The sequence below is a fragment of the Streptomyces sp. GL_140 genome (genome assembly GCF_057834465.1).
The window spans coordinates 7,505,382-7,526,010 of sequence record NZ_CM174404.1 but is presented as its reverse complement, the minus strand read 5'-3'; the positions used below and the strand labels follow the sequence as shown (position 1 = coordinate 7,526,010).

Annotated in this window: 16 protein-coding genes; 6 read left to right on the top strand and 10 right to left on the bottom strand. The window is 70.2% G+C overall.

The annotated features are described in order from the left end of the window. The first annotated feature begins 115 nt into the window (after positions 1–115). Positions 116–1,627, top strand: a complete 1,512-nt coding sequence (locus AC3IYJ_RS35035) for a carboxylesterase/lipase family protein (protein ID WP_489398526.1) — start codon at positions 116–118, stop codon at positions 1,625–1,627. Here AC3IYJ_RS35035 and AC3IYJ_RS35030 read toward each other — a convergent pair. The 4 genes from AC3IYJ_RS35030 to AC3IYJ_RS35015 form a co-directional block, all read right to left on the bottom strand. Further along, on the bottom strand, positions 1,624–3,678 hold the full coding sequence (locus tag AC3IYJ_RS35030; RefSeq protein ID WP_489398525.1) for an ATP-binding SpoIIE family protein phosphatase: 2,055 nt from the start codon (positions 3,676–3,678) through the stop codon (positions 1,624–1,626). The genes AC3IYJ_RS35035 and AC3IYJ_RS35030 overlap by 4 nt on opposite strands. 123 nt (positions 3,679–3,801) lie before the next feature. Next, on the bottom strand, positions 3,802–4,746 hold the full coding sequence (locus AC3IYJ_RS35025; protein WP_489398524.1) for a DUF4436 family protein: 945 nt from the start codon (positions 4,744–4,746) through the stop codon (positions 3,802–3,804). A gap of 30 nt (positions 4,747–4,776) precedes the next feature. Further along, positions 4,777–6,381 (bottom strand): alpha/beta hydrolase, encoded by a 1,605-nt coding sequence (locus tag AC3IYJ_RS35020; RefSeq protein WP_489398523.1) that lies wholly within the window; start codon positions 6,379–6,381, stop codon positions 4,777–4,779. A gap of 12 nt (positions 6,382–6,393) precedes the next feature. Further along, positions 6,394–7,953, bottom strand: a complete 1,560-nt coding sequence (locus tag AC3IYJ_RS35015; protein ID WP_489398522.1) for an alpha/beta fold hydrolase — start codon at positions 7,951–7,953, stop codon at positions 6,394–6,396. A 235-nt stretch (positions 7,954–8,188) separates the two neighbouring features. Between AC3IYJ_RS35015 and AC3IYJ_RS35010 the strand changes: the two genes are divergently transcribed. The 4 genes from AC3IYJ_RS35010 to AC3IYJ_RS34995 all read left to right on the top strand — a co-directional run bounded on the left by AC3IYJ_RS35010 (position 8,189) and on the right by AC3IYJ_RS34995 (position 13,916). Continuing rightward, positions 8,189–9,295: a serine hydrolase domain-containing protein gene (locus AC3IYJ_RS35010; RefSeq protein ID WP_489398521.1), complete on the top strand. Its 1,107-nt coding sequence runs from the start codon at positions 8,189–8,191 to the stop codon at positions 9,293–9,295. Positions 9,296–9,549: 254 nt separating this feature from the next. Beyond that, entirely contained in the window at positions 9,550–11,082 is a 1,533-nt protein-coding gene (nhaC, locus tag AC3IYJ_RS35005; RefSeq protein WP_489398520.1) for a Na+/H+ antiporter NhaC, read from the top strand. Between the two features lie 41 nt (positions 11,083–11,123). Continuing rightward, complete coding sequence (locus AC3IYJ_RS35000; RefSeq protein WP_489398519.1) at positions 11,124–12,584, top strand: basic amino acid/polyamine antiporter; 1,461 nt, start codon at positions 11,124–11,126, stop codon at positions 12,582–12,584. A gap of 72 nt (positions 12,585–12,656) precedes the next feature. Next, positions 12,657–13,916 carry an arginine deiminase gene (locus tag AC3IYJ_RS34995; protein WP_489398518.1) on the top strand — a complete coding sequence of 420 codons (1,260 nt, stop codon included), beginning with the start codon at positions 12,657–12,659 and terminating at the stop codon, positions 13,914–13,916. 92 nt (positions 13,917–14,008) lie between these two features. Here AC3IYJ_RS34995 and AC3IYJ_RS34990 read toward each other — a convergent pair whose 3' ends face one another. Beyond that, a complete protein-coding gene (locus tag AC3IYJ_RS34990) occupies positions 14,009–14,455 on the bottom strand; it encodes a DUF7144 family membrane protein (protein WP_489403025.1) in 447 nt (148 codons plus the stop codon). Between the two features lie 271 nt (positions 14,456–14,726). Between AC3IYJ_RS34990 and AC3IYJ_RS34985 the strand changes: the two genes are divergently transcribed. Continuing rightward, a complete protein-coding gene (locus tag AC3IYJ_RS34985) occupies positions 14,727–14,921 on the top strand; it encodes a DUF1269 domain-containing protein (RefSeq protein ID WP_489398517.1) in 195 nt (64 codons plus the stop codon). 187 nt (positions 14,922–15,108) lie between these two features. Here AC3IYJ_RS34985 and AC3IYJ_RS34980 read toward each other — a convergent pair whose 3' ends face one another. Genes AC3IYJ_RS34980 through AC3IYJ_RS34960 form a run of 5 tightly spaced genes read right to left on the bottom strand, consistent with a single transcriptional unit; the run spans position 15,109 to position 20,519 of the window. After that, a complete protein-coding gene (locus tag AC3IYJ_RS34980; RefSeq protein ID WP_489398516.1) occupies positions 15,109–15,849 on the bottom strand; it encodes a response regulator transcription factor in 741 nt (246 codons plus the stop codon). 20 nt (positions 15,850–15,869) lie between these two features. Further along, positions 15,870–18,530, bottom strand: coding sequence for an ABC transporter permease (locus AC3IYJ_RS34975; protein WP_489398515.1), 2,661 nt, complete (start codon positions 18,528–18,530; stop codon positions 15,870–15,872). Next, positions 18,527–19,225: an ABC transporter ATP-binding protein gene (locus AC3IYJ_RS34970; RefSeq protein WP_489398514.1), complete on the bottom strand. Its 699-nt coding sequence runs from the start codon at positions 19,223–19,225 to the stop codon at positions 18,527–18,529. Before AC3IYJ_RS34970 ends, AC3IYJ_RS34975 begins: the two co-directional genes overlap by 4 nt. Then, positions 19,222–19,920 (bottom strand): ABC transporter ATP-binding protein, encoded by a 699-nt coding sequence (locus AC3IYJ_RS34965; protein WP_489398513.1) that lies wholly within the window; start codon positions 19,918–19,920, stop codon positions 19,222–19,224. The genes AC3IYJ_RS34970 and AC3IYJ_RS34965 overlap by 4 nt, the downstream gene beginning before the upstream one ends. After that, positions 19,920–20,519, bottom strand: coding sequence for a hypothetical protein (locus AC3IYJ_RS34960; protein ID WP_489398512.1), 600 nt, complete (start codon positions 20,517–20,519; stop codon positions 19,920–19,922). Before AC3IYJ_RS34960 ends, AC3IYJ_RS34965 begins: the two co-directional genes overlap by 1 nt. Positions 20,520–20,629: the final 110 nt, after the last annotated feature.

Sequence of the window (20,629 nt, the reverse complement as noted above, 5' to 3'; positions counted from 1 at the left end):
TCGCGCCTCCACCTGATCCGGGGATCGAATAATATTGACGGTCGCCATAAATGCGCAATAACTTGAGCGCGCCGAAGCCGAAGGCTCTGGATCACGGTCTGGAAGGACGCACCTCATGGGTTTCGCTCAGGACAGCACCGCACCCGTCGTGAACACGCGCTCGGGCCCGGTCCGCGGCCTCGCCGAGAACGGCCTGGCCGTGTTCAAGGGCGTGCCCTACGCGGCGCCGCCCGTAGGGCCCCTGCGGTGGCGCCCCGCCCAGCCGCACCCGGGATGGAGCACCACCCTCGACGCGACGGCGTACGGCCCCGGCTCCCCGCAGGCCGTCCGCGAGGGCGACCCCATCCTCGGCGGCCACGGCTTCCCGCCCTTCGACGAGGACTGCCTGACGCTCAACGTGTGGACCCCCGCCACCGACGACGCCCACCGTCCCGTGCTGGTCTGGATCCACGGCGGCGCCTTCATCTCCGGGTCCGGGGCCATGCCGAACTACTCCGGCGAGACCTTCGCGCGCCACGGCGACCTGGTGGTCGTGAACCTCAACTACCGGCTCGGACCGCTCGGCCTGCTGTCCTTCGCGTCGGACGACGGCGCCGAATGCCGCAACCTCTGGCTCACGGACCAACTCGCCGCGCTGCGTTGGGTCCAGGAGAACATCGCCGCCTTCGGCGGTGACCCTGCCAACGTCACCGTCGCCGGCCAGTCCGCCGGCGCCCTGTCCACCGCGGCACTCGCGGGCCCCGGAGGCGACGGCCGCCTCTTCCGGCGGGCCATCCTGCAGAGCGTCCCGCTCGCCATGCCCCTCGCCACGCCCGCCGAGTCCCTGGCCCGCACCGCCGCGTACCTGGAGATCGTCGGCGCGAAGGACGAGGAAGAACTGCGCACGGTGCCGTGGCCGCGACTGGTCGAGGCCACCACCGGACTCCTGGCCGCCACCGCGCAATGGGGGCACTGGACCGCGCCGTACATGCCGGTGCGGGACGGCCGGACGGCGGCGCGGGAACCCGCCCAGAACCTGCTCGAAGGTCCGGGCGCGGACATCGACGTCCTCATCGGCTGGACCAGGGAGGAGTCCGCCTTCAGCTTCGCCCTGGGCGAGACCTACGCGTCGGCGACCAGGGAACAGGTGCTCCGCCGGGCACGGGACAGCTTCGGTGACGGCGCGGCCGAGGCGTACGCGGCGTACGAGGCCGCCCGCCCGGGCGCACGGCCGGTCGACGTCCTCGTCGACCTCTCCACCGACGAGCTGTTCAGGAAGCCGACCCTGGCGTTCGCGCGAGCGCGGGCGGCACTGGGCCGCCCGGTCTGGGCGTACGAGTTCGCCTTCCCCACCCCCGCGCACGACGGCCGACTGGGCGCCCCGCACTGCCTGGAACTGCCGTTCGTCTTCGACAACTTCGACCAGTGGTCGCACGCCCCGTTCCTGGCCGGGATGGACACCCGGATCAGGGACGGCCTCGCCAGGACCGTGCACGGGGCGTGGATCGCGTTCGTACGCACCGGCGACCCCAACCACCCGGCCGTGCCGCGCTGGGACCCGTACGACGAGCGGTCCCGCACCACCATGCGCTTCGACACCGTCACCGAGGCGGTCCCACAACGCCAGGCATGTGCCTTCCGGATCTAGCCGAGGGGCCCGCCGATGGGCTGCTCCGTCCAGATGGTCTTCCCGGTACTGGTGAACCGGCAGCCCCAGCGGTCGGTGAGCTGGGCGACGAGGAACAGGCCGCGCCCGCCCTCGTCCGTCTCACGGGCACGGCGCAGCCGCGGCTGGGTGCCACTGCGGTCGGACACCTCGCAGACGAGCACCCGGTCGCGGATCAGTCGCAGCCCGACCGGTCCCCCGACGTAGCGGATGGCGTTCGTGACGAGTTCGCTGGCGACGAGCTCCGTCACGAAGCCCAGTTCGTCCAGATCCCAGTCGGACAGCCGTCCCGTCACCAGCTCGCGTGCGTGCGCGACGAGGGACAGGTCGCCTTCGAGTTCCCACTCCGCGACCTGGTCCGACGACAGGACGCGGGTGCGGGCGAGCAGCAGGGCGACGTCGTCGGTGGGCCCTTCGGGCAGCACCTTGTCGAAGACGCCCTGGCTGATCTCGCCGAGGGGCCGTCCCGAGTCCACGCCGGTGAGCACGCTCCTCAGCCTTTCCATTCCTTCCTCGATGTCGCCGCTGCGGCTCTCCACGAGTCCGTCCGTGAAGAAGGCGAGCATGCTGCCGGGCCGTACGCCGAACTCCGTCACCTCGAAAGGCATTCCGCCGACTCCCAGCGGCGGTCCGGGCACCATGTCGACGAAGGACGGCTCCCCGCCGGGAGACAGCACGGCCGGCGGTGGATGGCCCGCCGTGGCGGCGGCGCACGTCCTCGTCACCGGGTCGTAGACGGCGTACAGGCACGTCGCTCCGAGCACCGCCGTCTCGGAGCGGGAATCTCCGGCCGTCACCTCGCCCACCTCGCCGGAGAGATCGAGCACCAGGTCGTCCAGGTGCGTGAGGAGCTCGCCCGGATCCAGATCGAGGTCCGCGAGGGTCTGCACCGCGGTCCGCAGTCGCGCCATGGCGGCGGTGGCGTCGAGGCCGTGGCCGACGACGTCCCCGACGACGAACGCGACGCGCAACGACGGCAGGGGAATCACGTCGAACCAGTCCCCGCCGACTCCCAGGCCGCCGCCCGCGGGCTGGTAGACCCCCACCGTCTCGGCGGCGGCGCAGTCCAGGGCGGATCGCGGCAGCAGGCTGCGCTGGAGGGCCACCGCCGAACGGTGCTCCTTGGTGTAGCGGCGGGCGTTGTCCACGCCGAGCGCGGCCCGGGAGACGACGTCCTGAAGCAGGGCCGCGTCCTCCTCGCCGAACGCGGAAGGCAGCTGACTGCGCCAGACCGTGACGCAGCCGAGGACCAGACCGCGGGCGTAGAGCGGCACCGCCACGGAGGAGTGGGCCCCTCTCGGGACGAACAACGGCAGGCTCTGCGGATCCACGCCCAGTTGCGCGTGCAGGACGGCGACGTCCGGCACCAGCACGGGCAGCCCCTTCATGAGGGGGCGCATCAACGTGCTGTCCGTGACGGGCGGAAGCGCCTCCCCCACCGCCAGGAGGTCCTCGGCGGATATCTCCGGGCTCTGCGCGGCGGCGGTCCGGCGCAGGCGGACGTCGCCGCTGGTGTCGAGGTGCGGTGGCTCGTCGCCCGCCAGTACCTGTTCGGCGATGTCCACGGTCGCCAGGTCGGCGAAATCGGGGACGAGCAGGTTCACGAGGGTCTCGGCCATCTCCGTGACGTCCAGGGAGGCGCCGATGCCCGCGGCGGCAGCTTGGGACAGGCCCGCCCGGCGTCGCAAGGCGTCGCGCTCGGCGGCCTCCACCGCGGTTTCGGCCGGGGTGACCAGGACGAGCCACTGCGCGGCGGCGCCGCGATCGCTCCGAGCGCGGGCCGCCAGCCGGACCACCGTACAGACCAGTGGGATCCCTGCCCCTGGCCCCGCGTGGTCGCCGCCCAGAACGGTCGGAGCCGGTACCGGGTTCCCGGCCGGTTCCGCATCCGTACCGGTCCGCGGCAGCAGCCCCAGCAGGGGCTCGCAGATCTGGCCCGGCGAGCATTCCAGCAGCGTCGCGGCCGCCCGGGACCGGGCGAGGACCGTGCCGGTGTCGTCCAGCACCACCGCTGCCGTTTCGCTGACGGGCACCGAGTGCGGCCTCGGGCCACGATGCTCCGCTTCACCCATGTCGCCTCCACGCACCGTGACCTTCAGTATCTGCCCGGAGGCCGGACCCGGCGACCCGCGGCACGGGCCCGCGCCGGGCGGCCTTCATGCGGGACGGGCGTCGTCGGGGACATCGGTGACGCCGGTGACACCTGGGTCTTCACTGTCGTCGTCGTGCCGGAGAGCGGCGCGGACGCCGGTGACGACCACGGCGATCAGGCAGAGGGCGATGAGGGTCTCGGCCCACAGGAAGGCGAACCAGTCCAGCACGCAGCCGATCGGAGGTGAGCCGGGGGCGTTGTTGCGGAACGCCGAGAGGGCGAACAGGGTGGCGGCCATCCAGGAGAGGGCGGCCCAGACGAGTCCCTCGCGGCGGGTGATCAGGTACCAGGACCCGATGAGCACGGATGCCGCCAGCGCCCACATCACGAGCATCATGAAGACCGCGAAGACCAGCAGGCTGCCCGATCGGGCCAGCTCCACTCCCAGCCCCGCGCCGGCGGCCTGCTGCTCGGACGGGACGGGTGTCGCGGAGACCGAGAAGAGCGTGTCGTTGTTGGAGAACAGCATGCGCACCGGCACCTGCTTGCCGTCCAGCTCCGCCCAGAACCCGATGTCGGTCCGGTAGGTGTCGAAGGGGTAATCGCTGATCGACCCACCCGTGATCGCCACCTGCACGTCCCTGGTCGTGAGCCGCTCGTGCGCCTTGAACTCCAGGTCGCCCAGGGTCTGCGCGGAGGTCTGGAGGACGAGATCGGCCGCCGGGGCGGTCCCGTCCTCCTCGCCGAGGGTCCCGCGCGGGGTGACCCGGACCCGTAGCACCAGCTCTCTGGCCTTGGCGTCGACCTGCTGGACGTCGGCTTCCACGTCCACCCGGTCGGCGGCCCCGGATCCGACCGTGTGGACCGTATCGAGCGCCTGCCGTTCGGAGAACTGCAGCCACGACCCCACGGCCACCGCCACCACGATCAGGATCGCGAGGGGAAGCAGCACCGGCAGCAGCGAGGCCCCCGAGCGGCGGGTGCGACGTGATTCCCAGGTTGGGGCCATGGTGACTCCGGCGACGGGGCACGAGCGGATTCAGGGCGCGGTCTCGAACTCGGGCGGCTGAAGGCTCTTCAGGCATCCGGTCTTCGGTGCGGTCGGGTTCTCGAAGAACGAGACGGCGATCTCCTGGGCGCACTTCGACGTGGCGAACACCACGTGCGGCTCGTAGGGGATCGTGAGGACCTCGGCCTTGCTCAGCGTTTTGGCGACGTACGTTCCGTTGTCCGCCCCGGTCTGGGCGTCGAACCCGCCCGACAGGACGAGGGTGGGGATGTCGCTGGTCGTGACGGACCGGATCGAGGGCGCGGCCGGGGGGACCTTCCAGACGTCGCAGCTCTCATGGAGGAAGGGGAGTTGCGGTGCCTGGGCCTGCACCGAGCGGGGGAACGACGGATACGTCTGCTGTCCGCCCCGGATCGCCGCGTCCTTGCTCTCGTACGGAGTCCACTCGCTGCAGAAGATGCCGTTGGTGAGCCCGTGCGAAGCCACGCCGATGCCCTTGGGGTTGGTCCTCCAGCCCGCCCACTGCTGGGCGATCCGCTGCGGGTTGCCGTTGGCCAGCTCGTACAGGGAGCGGGGTACGCCCTCCGCCGCGTGGGTCGCGGTGGCCAGCCAGGTCACCAGGGCTCCGCCGTCCAGTACGACCTTCACCGGCTTGTCGTTGCCGGGGACCTTGACGGTGGTGGTGACCGGTTTGGCTTCGAGGTCGCGGACGAGCTTCTCGAAGGTGGCCGGCAGGTTCGGGTAGCGCTCGTTGCAGGCCGGTTGGTCCGCGCAGGCCTTGAACAGGCCCTCGAAGCCCTGTCGGGCGCCGGTCCAGGCCACGACGGATCCTGACGTGGACGGCGGCAGAATGCCGTCGATGCCCACCGACCGCAGACCCTCGGGGTGCAGGCGCATGGAGATCAGCGCCAGGTCGGTGCCGTAGGAGATGCCGTACAGGTTCCACTGGTCGACGCCCAGCGCGGTGCGCAGGTCCGCGTAGTCCGCGGCGCTCTCGGTGTCGTTGTAGGCGCTGAGGTCGGCCCCCGTGGCCGCCAGTTTGTCGTGGCAGGCCTTCGTGGCCTCGACCTGCATGCGCCCGGTGGACGGGGCGTCGAAGCCGAGGCCGACCACGCGTACGAAGAACGCGTCGAGGTCGGGGCACAGGAGCGCGGGGTCGGCCGAGTAGGTGCCCCGCTGGGACATGAAGATCACGTCGCGGTCGTGGTTCAGGCCGCCGTCGATCGCCATCTTCGCCTCGCCCACCGCGTCGTCGCCGGGGCCGCCCGCGAGCCACACGATGGGGTCGGGTTTCGGTGTGGCGGCCAGGGCGGGCACGATCGCGACACCGAGCTCGATCGTCCTACCGCTCGACTTGGCACGGTTCTCGGGCACGGTGAGCGTGCCGCAGCGGGCCCCGTTCAACTCCTCGATGGGATCCGCCGTCTTCGGGCAGGCGCCGGGCTTGAAGGTGGCGTCGCCCACCGTCCGGGCGACCGTGCCGATCGGCGCTCCGGGGCTCGCGTCGCTACGGGACTGCGCCTGGGCGGGAGCGGTGAGCAGCCCGGTGACGAGGAGGCCGGTCGCCATGCCGGCCGAGGTGGCCAGGAGCCGTCGTGCGGCGCGCCGACGACGGGGTGCTCGGTGGAGAGTCATCTGTCCTCCCGGTCACTTCGGGATGATCGTGAACGGCTGGGGCTTGAGATCGTCCACGCAACTCGTGTCGGGCGCAGCCGGGTTCCTGAGGAACGAGGCCAGGACGCTCTGCGCGCAAGGCGACTGCGGGACCACCCAGTGGCCGATGCCCGGAACCAGCACGGAGGTCGAGCGGGACAGGTTGCGGGCCACGCCCTTCGCCCAACTCGCCCCGGTCTTCACGTCGAACGTGCCGGAGAGGACGAGCGCCGGTACGGAGCTGACCGTGGGCACCCGCTGGACGGAGGCGCGGTCCGCGACGTTCCAGATCCCGCACACCGGGTACTGGAAGGGCAGCTGCGGGGGCTGGGCCAGGACCGTGTCCGGCCATGTGGGGTAGACCTTCTGCCCCGCCTTCAGCACGTCGGACTCCGAGTACCCCGGCGCCCATTCACTGCACACGATCGAATTCGTCAGTCCGTGCGCGAACTCGCCGGTCTTCTGGACCGCACCGCCCGCGCGGGCCTGAGCGAAGCGCTGCGGGTTCCCCTTGCCGAGTTCCTCCAGCGCTGCGGGCATGTCCTTGGGCCGCGGGGTGAAGGCCACGATCAGATTGAGCAGCGCGCCCCCGTCGAGAACGGTCTTGACGGGCTTCCCGCCGCCCGGCTGGGGGACGTTCAGCGTCAGGGGGTGTGCCTCCAGCTTGCGGACCTGCTCCGTCAGCAGTTGGGGCAGGTCCGGGTAGCGGTCCTTGCAGGCGGGCTGCGCCGCGCACGCCTCGAAGATGTTGTGGATCCCCTCGGCGGTGCTGCCCCAGGCCCACGGCAGGGTCACGTACTGGGGAGGCGTGATCGAGTCGATCGTCACCGCGCGGATTCCCTCGGGGTGCAGCCGCAGGTACGTCAGCGCCAGGTTGCTGCCGTAGGAGTACCCGTAGACGTTCCACTGGGGGATGTCCAGGGCCTTGCGCAGGTCGGCGAAGTCCGCGGCGTTCTCGGTGCTGTTGTAGGCGTTCAGGTCGACTCCGTCGGCCACGAGGCGGGCCCGGCAGTCCGTCACCGCCTTCAGCAGGATCTGCTGCGCCTGCGGTGCGTCGTAACCCAGGCCCACGGCCTTCTCGTTGAACCGGTCGACCTCCGGGCAGGCGAGGTTCGGCCGGTCGTAGAGGTTGCCGCGCTGGGCCATGACGATCAGATCGCGGTCCTTGTTCAGGCCGGAGTCGATCAGGAACGGGAGTGCGTCGAAGGTGTCCTCGCCCGGGCCGCCCGCCATGAACACCACGGGGTCCGCGGCGGGCTTGTCCGAGGCCGCCGGGATCCTCGCCACGGCCAGCTCGATGGTGCGGCTGTCGGGGCGCGAGCGGTTCTCGGGAACCTCCAGGACGCCGCATTTCGCGTCGCTCAGCGCTTCGATGGGCTCGGGCGTCTTCGGACAGGTGCCCGGCACGAACCGGGGTGCCACCGGGCTCGGCTGCCCAATGGACCGGGCAGGTGCCGACGCCGCGCTGCTGGGTGTGGTGCCGACTGCTGCCAGGCAGACCAGAGCGGCCGCGGCGGCCGAGGCGGTCACCGCGTGGATGCTGTGCTTTGGCATGGGATCTCGTTCCTCTGCCGACATCGGCGGCGGCCCTGCCGGGTCGATGCCACAGCGGTTTGGGCGGAACGCACCTTCTCGACGCTACCGGGTGGCTGCTGCGCGCGCACCCGGAGTGGCCGGGGACCCCGTGGCCGGGGAGCGCGTCCGCAGGCCGCCGAGTAGCGTGGATTACGTGCGCTCCGCCCGCGCCACCACTTCGCCTCGTTCCAAGGAGAGAAGGAGGGTGGTGTCCGTGAATCGGAAGACGTCGTTGTGCGCCGCCGGGGGCGCCACGGTCGTGGCTGTACTGGCCGTACTGGCCGGAGCCGCGGGGCCACAGGCACACGCGAGCGGCGATGACCGCGAGAAGCGCAGCGCGGAGGTCCTCCAGCAACTGGTGCCCTCTCCTGACGGCCCGGGGTGCGCGGCAGCCGTCGGCGTGCGGGGCGACGTCGTCTGGGAGGCGGGAAGGGGCAAGGCCGATCTGACGACCGGGCGCGCCATCACCTCCGGGACGGTCTTCGACATGGCGTCCAACTCCAAGCAATTCACCGCGGACGCCGTCCTTTTGCTGGCCGGCCGGCATGAACTCGCGCTGAGCGACCCCCTGTCCGACTTCCTCGACAACCCGCCCGCCTGGACGCGGCACGTCACCCTGGGCGACCTGATGCGCCACACCAGCGGAATTCCCGACTACCAGGGCCTGCTGGAAGCCAAGGGCGTCAAGGTGACCGATCCGGCCGGGCAGCAGGAGGCGATCGCCGCCATCCTCGCCTCACAGCCGGAAGACCCGCCGGGCAAGCGCTTCTCCTACTCCAACTCCAACTACGTCCTCCTGGCACACGTCGTCGAGAGGGCCACCGGCAAGCCGTTCCCGGCCTTCGTCCAGGAGGAGTTCTTCACCCCGCTCCACCTGCGCATGACCCTGTCCCCGGCGGTGGACGTCCCCGGCAAGGCGAAGTCGTACGACGAGAAGAACGGCTCCTTCGCCGCGAACTCCTCCCCCTGGAAGCAGTACGGAGACGGGTCCGTCCAGACCACCCCCGGAGAAATGGTCCGCTGGGCCGACAACTACCGCACCGGCCGCATCGGCGGACCGCAACTGCTCGCCGGGGTCACGGAGGGCGCGGTGAGCGTGGGCGACGTCCTGCGCGCGCGGGGAATCGAGGAAGGGCGGTACGGGGCCGGGATCCTCGTCCTCCCCGACAAGACCCTGGTGCACCGCGGCGACTGGGAGGGATTCCACAGCACCTTCGAGGTGAGCCCGGACCGCGCCACCGCCGTCACCGTCGTCTGCAACGTGGATCCGCCCGATCACTTCCGTGCTGCGAACCAGCTCCTGGACATCTGGAGCAAATAACCGCGAGCAGCCGGTTCGCGCAGCTCACTGCGCCCGATCCAGTTCCGGAGTCCCGCACCGCATGGCAACGAAGTCGCCGCTCGTCACGACGGTCCGCCAGGAGAAGAAGTGGTCGCCGCGGCCAGGTGCGCTCCTCAGCACGGACGCCGTCAGGTCGCGACACTCACTCAGATACGAGATATCCACCGATATTGGGCTATATTCCACTTCTCGGAGGGCTAAGCCGTCGCGGCCCATGCGTGAACGGGGCTGAGATGCGGGACGAGGAAGAAGGCGAAGCGCCGGGCCCTCCGGTGCGCGAGCCGTCCCTCCTCGACTCGATCGTGCCCCTGGTGGTGCTGGCCGTACTGGTCGCCGGGTCGCTGGCCCTGTTCGGGCTCGACGCGCTGGACGGGCCGATCCAGGTGGCCCTGGTGCTGTGTGCGATGGCTGCGGCGCTGGTGGCGATGAAGAACGGCCACCCGTGGAGTGCGGTGCAGCAGGCAGGCCAGCGCGCCCTTTCGTCGATCACCAGTGCGGTGTTCATCCTGCTGGCCGTGGGCGCCCTGATCGGCGTGTGGAACCTTTCCGGGACGATCCCGACCTTGGTGTACTACGGCATCCAGGTGCTGTCACCGAGTTGGTACTACGCGGCCACGGCCGTCATCTGCGGCGTCATCGCCATGAGCATCGGAAGTTCCTGGACGACCGCGGGCACGATCGGTGTGGGGTTGGTCGGGGTCGCGGACATGCTCGGCGTGTCCACAGCGATCACAGCCGGCGCGGTGATCTCGGGCGCGTACCTCGGAGACAAACTCTCCCCACTGTCGGAGACGACGGTGCTGACCGCCCAGATGGTGAAGGTCGACGTCCACGAGCACATCAAACGCCAGGCGTGGACATCACTGCCCGCGTTCGCCATCGCCTTCGCGGTCTTCCTGGTGATCGGCCTGGTCAAGAGCGGCAACGTGGTCAACCCGGTGGGAGAGGACATCGAGCTCGCCCGCCTCGGCGACATCTACCACATCACTCCCTTGAACCTTCTGCCCCTCGTCCTCCTGGCCTTCCTGTCGGTCAAGAAGGTGCCGGCCTCGCTCGCCCTCATCGGCGCGGCGATCTTCGCGGGCGTGCTCGGCGCCTTCCTGCAGCCCTCCGTGATGCGGGACTTCGTCGCCGGGTCCGAAGGCGTCGTGCTGGAGTCGCTGAAGGGCATCTGGCTCGCCATGGCGAACGGATTCTCCATCCAGTCCGGTGTCCCGCTGATCGACCAACTGCTCTCACGCGGCGGCATGGACAGCATGCTCCTCACCCTATGGCTGATCATCGGTGCGGTCACCTTCGGTGCCGTGCTTGAGGAGTTCGGCCTCATCGCGCGGCTCGTGGACCCGCTGATCCGCTCGGCGAAGAGCACCGGCCGACTGTTCCTCACCGTGTTCGCCTGCGCCTTCGGCCTGAACGTCGTCGCCGGTGACCAGTACATCGCCCTCGTTCTGCCCTCGCGGGTGTTCCGTCTGGAGTTCGAGAAGCGTGGGCTCGCAGCGACGAACCTGTCCCGTCTCTGCGCCGACAGCGGCACGGTCACCTCCGCGCTCGTCCCGTGGAACTCCTGCGGCGCGTTCATGGGAGCGGTGCTCGGCGTCCCCACCCTGACCTACGCCCCGTTCGCGATCTTCAACTACGCCAGCCCGGCCCTGAGCGTCCTCTACGGCATCACCGGATTCAAGATCGAGAAAGTCGCACCGCCCGAGGCCGGGTCAGCGACCGGCTCCGAGGACGGGTCCGGGTCCGGAGCCTCCGTCGGCCCGTAGCCGGCAGCCCCCACCACCGAGAGTCGTAGACGAAGGAAGCCATGAGCAACGCCGAGACCAACGACGCGGCGGCGACCACCGCGGGCCGGCCGGCCGTCAAGCTGACGCTGCTGACACTGACCGCGATGGTGGTCGGCTCGATGGTCGGCGCCGGGGTGTTCTCCCTACCGCGGCGCTTCGCCCAGGAGACGGGGGTCGCGGGCGCCCTGATCGCCTGGGCGATCGCCGGTACGGGCATGCTGATGCTCGCGTTCGTGTTCCAGACCCTCGCGGTGCGCAGGCCCGACCTCGACGCGGGCGTGTACGCGTACGCCAAGGCCGGATTCGGGGAGTACCTCGGGTTCTTCTCCGCCTTCGGCTACTGGGCGAGCGCGTGCGTCGGCAACGTCACCTACTGGGTGCTCATCATGTCGACGATCGGCGCGATCTGGCCCGCGCTCGGCGACGGGGACACCCTCCTCGCTGTCATCCTCTCCTCGGTTGGCTTGTGGGCGTTCTTCCTGCTGATCCGCCGCGGAGTCAAAGAGGCGGCCGCGATCAACAAAATCGTGACCGTGGCGAAGGTCGTGCCCATCCTCGTCTTCGTCGTCCTCGCACTGTTCTGCCTCGACACGGACGTCTTCGCAGCCAACTGGGGCGGCGCCGACTACGCCGGCTCACTGTTCAATCAGGTGCGCGGGACGATGCTGGCCACCGTCTTCGTCTTCCTCGGTGTCGAGGGGGCGAGCGTCTACTCCCGGCACGCCAAGCGGCGCGAGGACGTCGGGCGCGCCACCGTCCTGGGATTCCTCAGCGTCTTCGCCGTCTTCGCCTCGGTCACCATCGTGTCCTACGGGATCATGCCGATGGCCGAGATCGCCGAGCTGCGCCAGCCCTCCATGGCCGGTGTCCTGGAGCACGCGGTCGGCACCTGGGGGAAGGTCTTCGTCAGCGTCGGCCTGATCGTCTCTGTCCTCGGCGCCTATCTGGCCTGGACGCTCATGGCCGCGGAAGTGCTCTTCGTCGCCGCGAAGGACAAGGACATGCCTCGTTTCCTGGGGCGGGCCACCTCTGAGGACGTGCCGGTTCCCGCGCTGTTGATGACCACGTCCCTGAGCCAGATCGTCCTGGTCGTCACGATGTTCTCCGAGGACGCGTTCAACTTCGCGCTCGACCTGACCAGCGCACTGAGCCTGATCCCCTTCCTGCTCGCGGCGGCCTTCGCCGTGAAGGTCGCCTCCGGGCCGGGCCGCGAGGAGACCGTCGGGCGGAGCACGCGCGGGGAGCTGGCGATCGCGGTGGTCGCCACGCTGTACACGGCGTTCCTGCTCTTTGCCGCCGGGCTCAAGTTGGTCCTGGTCTCCTTCATCCTCTACGCCCCTGCGACGTTCCTGTTCGTCAAGGCGCGGCGGGAGCAGGACCGGCGCCCGTTCTCCCCCGGCGAGGCCGTCATCTGTGCCATCTCCATCGCCGGCGCCCTCGTGGGAGTGCTCGCTCTGGCCGTGGGCTGGATCGAGCTGTGATCCGTACCTGACCCCCGATCCCCCATCGGGTCGTCCGATCCCCCCGGTCCATCAAACGAAAGGCGCAACGCGTTGAGCACTGACAGCACCCCCCGGCCCGCCTTCGGCGTCCACTCCGAGGTCGGCAGGCTCCGCAAGGTCCTGGTCTGCGCCCCCGGGCTCGCGCACCGCCGTCTGACCCCCACCAATGCGGACGACCTGCTCTTCGACGACGTCATGTGGGTGGAGAACGCCCAGCGCGATCACGCGGACTTCGTCAACAAGCTCACCCAGCGCGGAGTCGAGGTCGTCGAGCTGCACGACCTGCTCGCCGAGACCATGACCATCGCCGAGGCCAGGACCTGGCTCCTCGACCGGAAGATCACCGCCAACGAGGTCGGACTCGGCCTCCTCGACGGCACCAGGGCCTTCCTGGAGACCCTCACCCCGCGCGAGCTGGCCGACTTCCTGATCGGTGGGCTGTCGACCGCCGACCTGCCGGACGACTTCCGGTCCGGCTACGTGGCGCTCGCCCGCGAGGGGACCGGTGCGCGGGAGTACCTGATGCCGCCCCTCCCCAACACCCTCTACACCCGCGACACCACCTGCTGGCTCTACGGCGGCGTCACGCTGAACCCGCTGTACTGGCCCGCCCGGCACGACGAAACCCTCCTGATGAAGGCGATCTACACCTTCCACCCCGACTTCAAGGCCTCCACGGTGTGGTGGGGCGATCCCGAACAGAACTGGGGACAGGCCACGTTCGAGGGTGGCGACATCATGCCGGTCGGCAACGGCGTCGTGCTGATGGGCATGAGCGAACGCACCTCCCGCCAGGCCATCACTCAAGTCGCCGCCTCTCTCTTCAAGAACGGCGCCGCCCAGCACGTCATCGTCGCGGGCATGCCCAAGCTGCGCGCCGCCATGCACCTCGACACCGTCTTCACGTTTGCCGACCGCGACATCGTCACCCTCTATCCCAAGATCATGGACGCGGTGCACACCTTCTCCCTGCGGCCGAGCGACAAGCCCGTGGGCGTCGAGATCACGGACGAGGGATCGAGCCCGTTCGTCGACGTCGTGGCCAAGGGCCTCGGGCTGCCCCGGCTGACGGTCATCGAGACCGGTGGGGACGTGTACGCCTCCGAGCGCCAGCAGTGGGACAGCGGCAACAACGCGGTCGCCCTGGAGCCCGGCGTGGTCTTCACGTACGACCGCAACACGCAGACGAACACGCTGCTGCGCAAGGCCGGTGTCGAGGTCATCACCATCGTCGGTGCCGAACTCGGGCGCGGGCGCGGTGGCGGACACTGCATGACGTGCCCTCTCATCCGCGACGCCGTCTCCTTCTGACGGGCCGGGCGCCGTCGCCGGGCGGCCCGTCGGATCCGCCGGGCCGCCCGGCGGTGGGGTGCGGGGGGGGCTGGACGTCGTGTACGGCCGGGTCAGGCAGTCAGGCCCGCGTCTGCTTCTCGGTGCATACCCGTGCACAGCGCCCAGATGACGAGAATGTTGATGGCGATGAGCACCAGGGCCCACATGGGGTAATACGGCAGCCACAGGAAGTTGGCGATCGCGCCCAGCCCGGCGATGGCGACACCGAAAAAGCGCGCCCACAGGGCTCCGCTGATGACGGCGCATCCGGCGAAGACGAGGACGATGCCCAGGATGAGGTGGATCCAGCCCCAGCCCGCCAAGCTGAACTCGAAGATGTAGTGCCGCGTCGCAAGGAACACGGTGTCCTTGGTGATGGCCGCGATCCCTTCGAAAATCGCCATGGCTCCACCGAAGATCATCAAGGCTGCTGCCAGGACGGTGGTACCGGATACGGGCGCATGCCAGGGACTCGGGTGTGAGTTACCTGCTCGGGGTCTGCTGGCGTCACTGGCCATTTCGATCTCCATGGGTTGCAGAGTCGGCCGACCTCCTATGCCGGGATCGGCGTGATCCCCTGTTTCAGCGTGTCACGGCGGCCATCCATCGGCATTCCGGACCACGACGTCTCCCCCCGCGTTCCCGCAGTTCCGAGTGCCGGAGAGCCGACGAGCCGGGGCTGAGCTCGACGCCCGGCGCACGCGGCGGTGGCGGGATACTGAAGCCCCCACGGGGGCATAGCGTGCGTTGAGGTCCTGTCGCCACACCGGGAGGCATTCCGTCTTCGGCGTGCTGTTCATTCTGCCCGGGGTCGGGATCGTTGCCGGCGCGGCGGCCGGCGGACTGCTGGGGAAGCTCGGAAAATCAGGTGTCGATGAGGAATTCCGCCGACACGTTCAAGATCTCCTCAATCCGGGGTCGGCGGCCGTGGCGATCATGGGCCTGATCGTTTCGGACGCCATCTTCATCTGGTCAGCAAGGTGACCTGAAAGGCGCGGCCTATTCGTTCCGCCAGTTGACGAAGGACGCCTCATCCAAGGCCACGCTGATCTTCCCCTGCCGGAAGGCCGCATCGCCCAAGACCTTGCGAAGGAACTCAGCCATCCCGAAGACCTAGGCAGAACCCCTTCACGCATCGGTCCGAGGAGCGCGACACACCTCATGTGACGGGTTACCGGGAAGGCACCGGGTCGAGTCGGTAGCCGTGGCCGCGGAGTGTCGTGATCTGCGGGAGGTGGACGGTGCGCGATGCCGTGGCCTCCGCCGTGTGAAGGCGGCGACGGAGGGAGGCCATGGTGACGTCGAGGGTCTTGGTCGGGCCGAACCAGTTCTCGTCCCATACCCGCGCCATCAACGCCTCCCGGGAGACTGCGCTCCCCTGATGGCGGGCGAGTTCGGCGAGGAGTTCGAACTCCTTCGTCCGCAAGGAGACTTCCTGCTCGGCGACCAGCACGCGCCGGGCGGCCGTGTCGACCGTGAGGTCGCCCAGCTGGATGGGCTCGCTCTCCTGCTGTGCCTCGGAGGGAGGTCTGCGGCGTAGGTGGGCCCGTAGGCGGGCGAGCAGGACGGTCATGCTGAAGGGCTTGACCAGGTAGTCGTCGGCCCCCGCGTCCAGTCCGGCGATCACGTCGATCTCGTCGGTACGGGCGGTGAGGATGACGATCAGGAGCTCCGGCAGGTCCTCGCGCAGCCGGCGGGCGAGGTCGATCCCGTCGAGGTCGGGCAGACCCAGATCGAGGAGGACGAGGTCGGGCAGTTCGTGGTGGGCGGCAGTCAGGCCTGCCGAACCGGTACGGCACCAGGTGGTGCTGTAGCCATTGCCGCGCAGCCCGCTCTCCAGGTGGCGGCCGATGGTGTCGTCGTCCTCGATGACCAGGGCGGTGGGCGGGCGCCCTGCAGTACCGGTGCTCATGGCTTGAGGTTATGGGCTGGTTACGGTTCGCGGAGTTCTTCGACGGCAGGGCGCCCGGAACCGCGGGCGGCGTGCAGGGCGGCGGCAGTAAGGGCTGCGAGCGTCGCGAGCAGGGTGAGGGCCATGTACGGCCAAGGGAGGGACAGCGACGAGGGAGGCGGGTCGAAGACCCCGGTGAGGACCTTCGTGAGCATCTGTGCGAGGGCCCAGCCGATGAGAGCGCCCCCAGTGAGGCCGAAGAGTGCGACAGTGGCCGCCTCGGCCAGGACCATGCCGCGCAGCTGGCCCCGGGTGGCACCGAGAACGCTCGCCAAGGCGAGGGTACGGCGACGCTCGGTCAGACCGAGGGCGAGTACCACTCCTCCGGCGCCCGCTGCCAGAGCCACGGCGAACCCGAGTTCGATCCGGGTCAGTCCGGCGAGGTCGACCGACGTGAGGCTGGAGCCGACGGCGGATCGGGTCTCGGTGAGGTCGGTGACCGTGGCCGTGGCGCCCAGTCGCTCGCGCAGCCGGGCGGCGACCGCCTGCTGGTGTACGCCGCCGGTGTCGACGAGGAACGCACCGACGGCATCGCTGCCGGTCTCGCGAGCGACGTATGCGGCGTTGGCGACGAAGAAGCTGTCCTTGGGGGCTGTCGGGAACTCCTTGACTACACCCGCGTAGTGGAACTGCACGGTGCTCAGCTGCTTGGTCCGGCTGTCCTGGAGGCGCAGGTTGAGGCGGTCGCCGGGCGTGAGCTGGAAGTCCTTCACCGTCTCCTCGCTGACGAGGACCGAGTCGGGGCGGGTCGCGAGCTTGTCCAGGAGGGTCTTGGCGCTGCCGCCCGCGAAGTAGGTGTCCTGGAGCGCGGTTGCGGAGGTGATCGTGGCGGGGTTGACGCCGTACAGGTCCTGGAGGTCGGATCCGACGTAGGCGAAGCGGTGTTGGAGGGGTTCTACGTGGCGCACTCCGGGGACGGACGCCAGCACGTGCCCGGCGTCGGGGCCGGTTGCCGCGCCGGGTGGCTGGGTGACGGTGACGTCTGCGCCGTTGGTGAGCTGGGCGTCCACCTCCGCCTGGTGGCGGTAGGTGTCGTTGAAGGCTGCGGTGGAGAGTGCGAACGATACGGCGAGGGCGAGGAGGATTGCGGAGCGGGCCAGGACCCTGCGTTGACGGGTCATGCCGGATGCCGTCGCGGCGGCGAGGGTGCCCGTCAGGGGCCGGACCATGAGCGTAAGCGGACGGCGTCCGTGGGCGAAGGCGTACGTCATCAGCCGCCACAGGAGCAGCGCGGAGCCCAGCCAGAGCAGCGCGGGGCCGAGGAACGCCCAGTAGGACACCGAGATGCTCGCCACTCCCTCGGGAGCGAGCACCAGGGCGTACTGGTTGCCTGCGGCGGCACGGAAGACGAGGAGTGCGACCACGAGCAGGATGAAGTCGAGTCCGATGCGCTGCCAGAGTGGGGTGCCGGTTGAGCGGTGACTGCGGCGTGCGGCGGTGACCGTGGTGGTGCGCTGGTCGTGGATGGTGGGCAGCAGGACTGTCACGGCGGCGACGGCCACACCGACGGCGAACGCGATGAGAGACCATCGCAACGGCACGAGGCCGGCGGCCCCGAACGACGCTTGGCCGAAGGCGATCCGGCCGGCCAGCGCGGCAAGGGCGATGCCGAGCAGGCCGCCGCCCAGACCGATTGCGCCGGCCTCCACCGCGGCGAGCACGGTGACCCGGCGCCGGTCGAGGCCGCGGGTGCGCAGCAGGGCCTGCTCCCGGCGGCGGCGGTCCGCTCCGGCGCTGACCAGGGCGGAGGTGAGAAGGGCTGCGAGGGCCACACCGGGGGCTCCGAGGAACAGGAAGAGCAGCTGCGCGTACGAGGCGTCCTGGCGTGCGGCGTCCAGGGCCGCGCCGAGATTGTCGCCGACCTGGACGGCTCCGGAGAGTCGCGCTTCGAGATGGCGGGCGGCTCCTGTGACGGCTGCGAAGGCGACGGCGGGGTCGCCGGGCAGGGTGGCGCCCCGGGCCACGTGCACCTGTGTGGTGACGGCAGCGGGATCCTGTACCCGGGCGCGCGTGGTGAGGGACTCGAACAGGCCGGCGGGCAGAAGTACGACGTTGTCGGGCGGAGCGGCGGGTTGTGACTGCGGCGGGGCACCGACCTTCTGGAACAGGGAATCGGCCTGGGGCAGGTCGACCACTCCGGTGACCGTCACGGTGGCGTCGGCCGTACCCGGCAGCGCGATGCGTACGGTGTCACCGGGTGCGGCGTGCAGGTTGGCGGCGGTCTGCTGAGCGAGGAGGACTCCGTCCCGGGCGCCGGTCAGCGGCCGTATCTCGCCCGGGAAAGCGGTGCGATAGCCGTCGGGGATGCCGAGCACCACGCCGTCGCCGGTGGTCTGTACGGAACCTGCGGCCTTCGTCTGCAAGCCTGTGCTGCGGGTGTAGGTGACGGGCAGTGCGGTGCGGATCCCTGGGGTGTGGCGGATCGTGTCGAGCACCGTGGCGGGCTCCGCGGTGGGCTGGAGCTGCACCTGCCAGTCGACGGCGACGGACCGGGCGGCCCGCGCAGTCATCGTCGAGCGGGAGGCGGTCAGGAACGTGCCGAGTGCGGCCATGAGTGCGACGGCCAGCGCCACGGTCAGTCCGGACACGAAGAGCCTGCCGCCGCGGTGCCGGAGCAGACCGGCCAGCCAGACGGTGATCACGGTGTGCCTCCGTCCGGATGCGGGTGGAGTCGTCCGTCGCGCATGGTCCAGTGAGTGCGCAGGCGTTCCCCGACGGCTGGGTCGTGGGTGCTCACCACCAGGGCCGCGCCGATCTCGTCCACCGCCGCCAGCAGGACGTCCACGACGTGGCGGCCCGTGGTGCGGTCGAGGCGGCCTGTCGGTTCGTCCGCCAGGACGAGTCGGGGCCGGGAGGCCAGGACCCGGGCGACCGCGACACGCTGTGCCTGGCCTCCCGAGATGTCGTCGGGCAGCCTGTCTGCGAGGTCGGCGACGCCGACGCGGTCCAGGGCTGCGAGCGCCCGCGCCCGAGCGAGGTCGGCGGTCTCGCCGGCCAGCACCAGCGGAAGTCCGGTGTTCTCGGCTACGTCCAGGGTGGCGATGAGGCTGGGGCTCTGGAAGACGACCCCGATGGCCGTCGCCCTCGCCCGTACCCAAGCCCGCGGGTCGGCGGCATCCGCGTACCAGGGCCACACCACCTCGCCGCTGGTCGGCTGCTCCAGGCCGGCCATCAGGTGGAGCAGCGTGGACTTGCCCGACCCCGAGGGCCCCATGACGGCGATCCGGTCGTGGGCGTGCACCTGGCAGTTCGTGCCGTGTACGGCCACCACCGCCGCAGGGCCTCGCCCGTACGTCCGCCCGGCCTCCCGGCAGATGACGAGCGCCCGGCCGGTCATGGCCGGAGCCTGCCGTCGCGGAGGGTCAGGACCCGGTCGGCGCCCCCGATGACGGCCGTGCTGTGGGTGACGAGCAGTACGCCCCGCCGCCCATCGCTCCGTCGGGCCCTCAGCAGTTCCAGGACGCGTTGTTCGGTGTTCCCGTCGAGCTCTCCCGTGGGCTCGTCGGCGAGCAGCAGATCCGGGTCGTTGGCCAGGGCCACGGCCAGTGCGGCGCGGGCCAGTTCTCCGCCCGCCAATTCACGGGGCAAGGCGTGGGCCCGGCCGAGAAGGCCCACCTGGTCGAGGAGTACGTCAATTTCCTGTGCTGGGGAGCCGTGGCGGCCGGCGGCCGTGCGTGCGAGGCGGATGTTGCGTGCCACGTCGAGGTGGGCGATCAGGTTCTCCGTCTGGAGGAGGATGCCGATCCGGCGGGCCCGGATCCCGGCCCTCTCTGCCTCCGGCCGGTGGCTGATCCTCTCCCCCGCTATCCGTACGGACCCGCCGGCGGGTTCATCAAGGCCCGCGAGGCAGGCCAGCAGCGTGGACTTCCCCGAGCCCGAGGGACCGACCACGGCTACGAGCTCTCCGGGGGCCACCGTGAGGGACACTCCTCGCAGGGCGAGGGTCTCCTCTTCCCCGGCACGGTAGAAGCGGTACAGCTCGCGAGCGTCGAGAGCCGGAGCGGTGTCCGCAATGACCGTGCCCACGTCCATCACCGCCACCTCAGCGAGTCGGTGACGGTCCGCCAGGGGTCAACGTTGTCGGCGTGGACCGGACCCGAGAGCGTGACGACGACGTCACGGCCCTGGTGGTGGAAGACGTAGCGCTCGAAGGCGTCGCGGACGGCCTTGCCCGTGACCGGGTCCGCCGCGGAATTGCCCTGGTAGGTGTACAGGACGGCGGTGCCGGCCTTGCGGCTGACCTCGGAGGCCTTGCCCGGTGCGAAGGCGGGGACGCTCTTGGCCAGAGACGGTACATCCGCCGCGGTCACCGATGCTGGGGTCGGGGCGTGTGCGGCAGGGTGCTCGGACACTTCGATCCGGTTCAGCTTGTCGGTGAAGGTCGTGACGGGGCCCGCAATGGTGCGCGCCCAGCCCTCGGGCACGCTGACGGTGAAGCCCGCGCCGGGCGGCTCGAAGGCCACATAGGCCTGGTTGTCCGGGATGTCGCCGGGCGGGTTGGACTCGGCAGGGGCGGGAGGCGGTGGATTCGGGCCGGCGGCCGTGGCGGAGCCGGAGGCGCCGCATCCGGCGAGGACCGCGGTGAGGAGGAGGACTCCCGCACAGGGGGCGAGTGTGCCGCGTACGTTCATGAGGGCCTCCGCAGGACGAGGTGTCTTCCACGCTAGGCAGCGGGAGGTGAAGGGACGGGGCGGCGGTGGTTAGACGACGGCAAAACCGGATGCCGGGCGCCATGATGGGC

Excerpts from the sequence above, each read along its gene's own strand:
- AC3IYJ_RS34960 (WP_489398512.1), bottom strand. The coding sequence starts at position 20,519 with ATGAACGTACGCGGCACACTCGCCCCCTGTGCGGGAGTCCTCCTCCTC.
- AC3IYJ_RS34990 (WP_489403025.1), bottom strand. The coding sequence starts at position 14,455 with ATGGCCAGTGACGCCAGCAGACCCCGAGCAGGTAACTCACACCCGAGT.
- AC3IYJ_RS34980 (WP_489398516.1), bottom strand. The coding sequence starts at position 15,849 with ATGAGCACCGGTACTGCAGGGCGCCCGCCCACCGCCCTGGTCATCGAG.
- AC3IYJ_RS35025 (WP_489398524.1), bottom strand. The coding sequence starts at position 4,746 with ATGGCCCCAACCTGGGAATCACGTCGCACCCGCCGCTCGGGGGCCTCG.
- AC3IYJ_RS35000 (WP_489398519.1), top strand. The coding sequence starts at position 11,124 with ATGAGCAACGCCGAGACCAACGACGCGGCGGCGACCACCGCGGGCCGG.
- AC3IYJ_RS34970 (WP_489398514.1), bottom strand. The coding sequence starts at position 19,225 with ATGACCGGCCGGGCGCTCGTCATCTGCCGGGAGGCCGGGCGGACGTAC.
- AC3IYJ_RS35015 (WP_489398522.1), bottom strand. The coding sequence starts at position 7,953 with ATGCCAAAGCACAGCATCCACGCGGTGACCGCCTCGGCCGCCGCGGCC.
- AC3IYJ_RS35020 (WP_489398523.1), bottom strand. The coding sequence starts at position 6,381 with ATGACTCTCCACCGAGCACCCCGTCGTCGGCGCGCCGCACGACGGCTC.
- AC3IYJ_RS34965 (WP_489398513.1), bottom strand. The coding sequence starts at position 19,920 with ATGGACGTGGGCACGGTCATTGCGGACACCGCTCCGGCTCTCGACGCT.
- nhaC (WP_489398520.1), top strand. The coding sequence starts at position 9,550 with ATGCGGGACGAGGAAGAAGGCGAAGCGCCGGGCCCTCCGGTGCGCGAG.
- AC3IYJ_RS35035 (WP_489398526.1), top strand. The coding sequence starts at position 116 with ATGGGTTTCGCTCAGGACAGCACCGCACCCGTCGTGAACACGCGCTCG.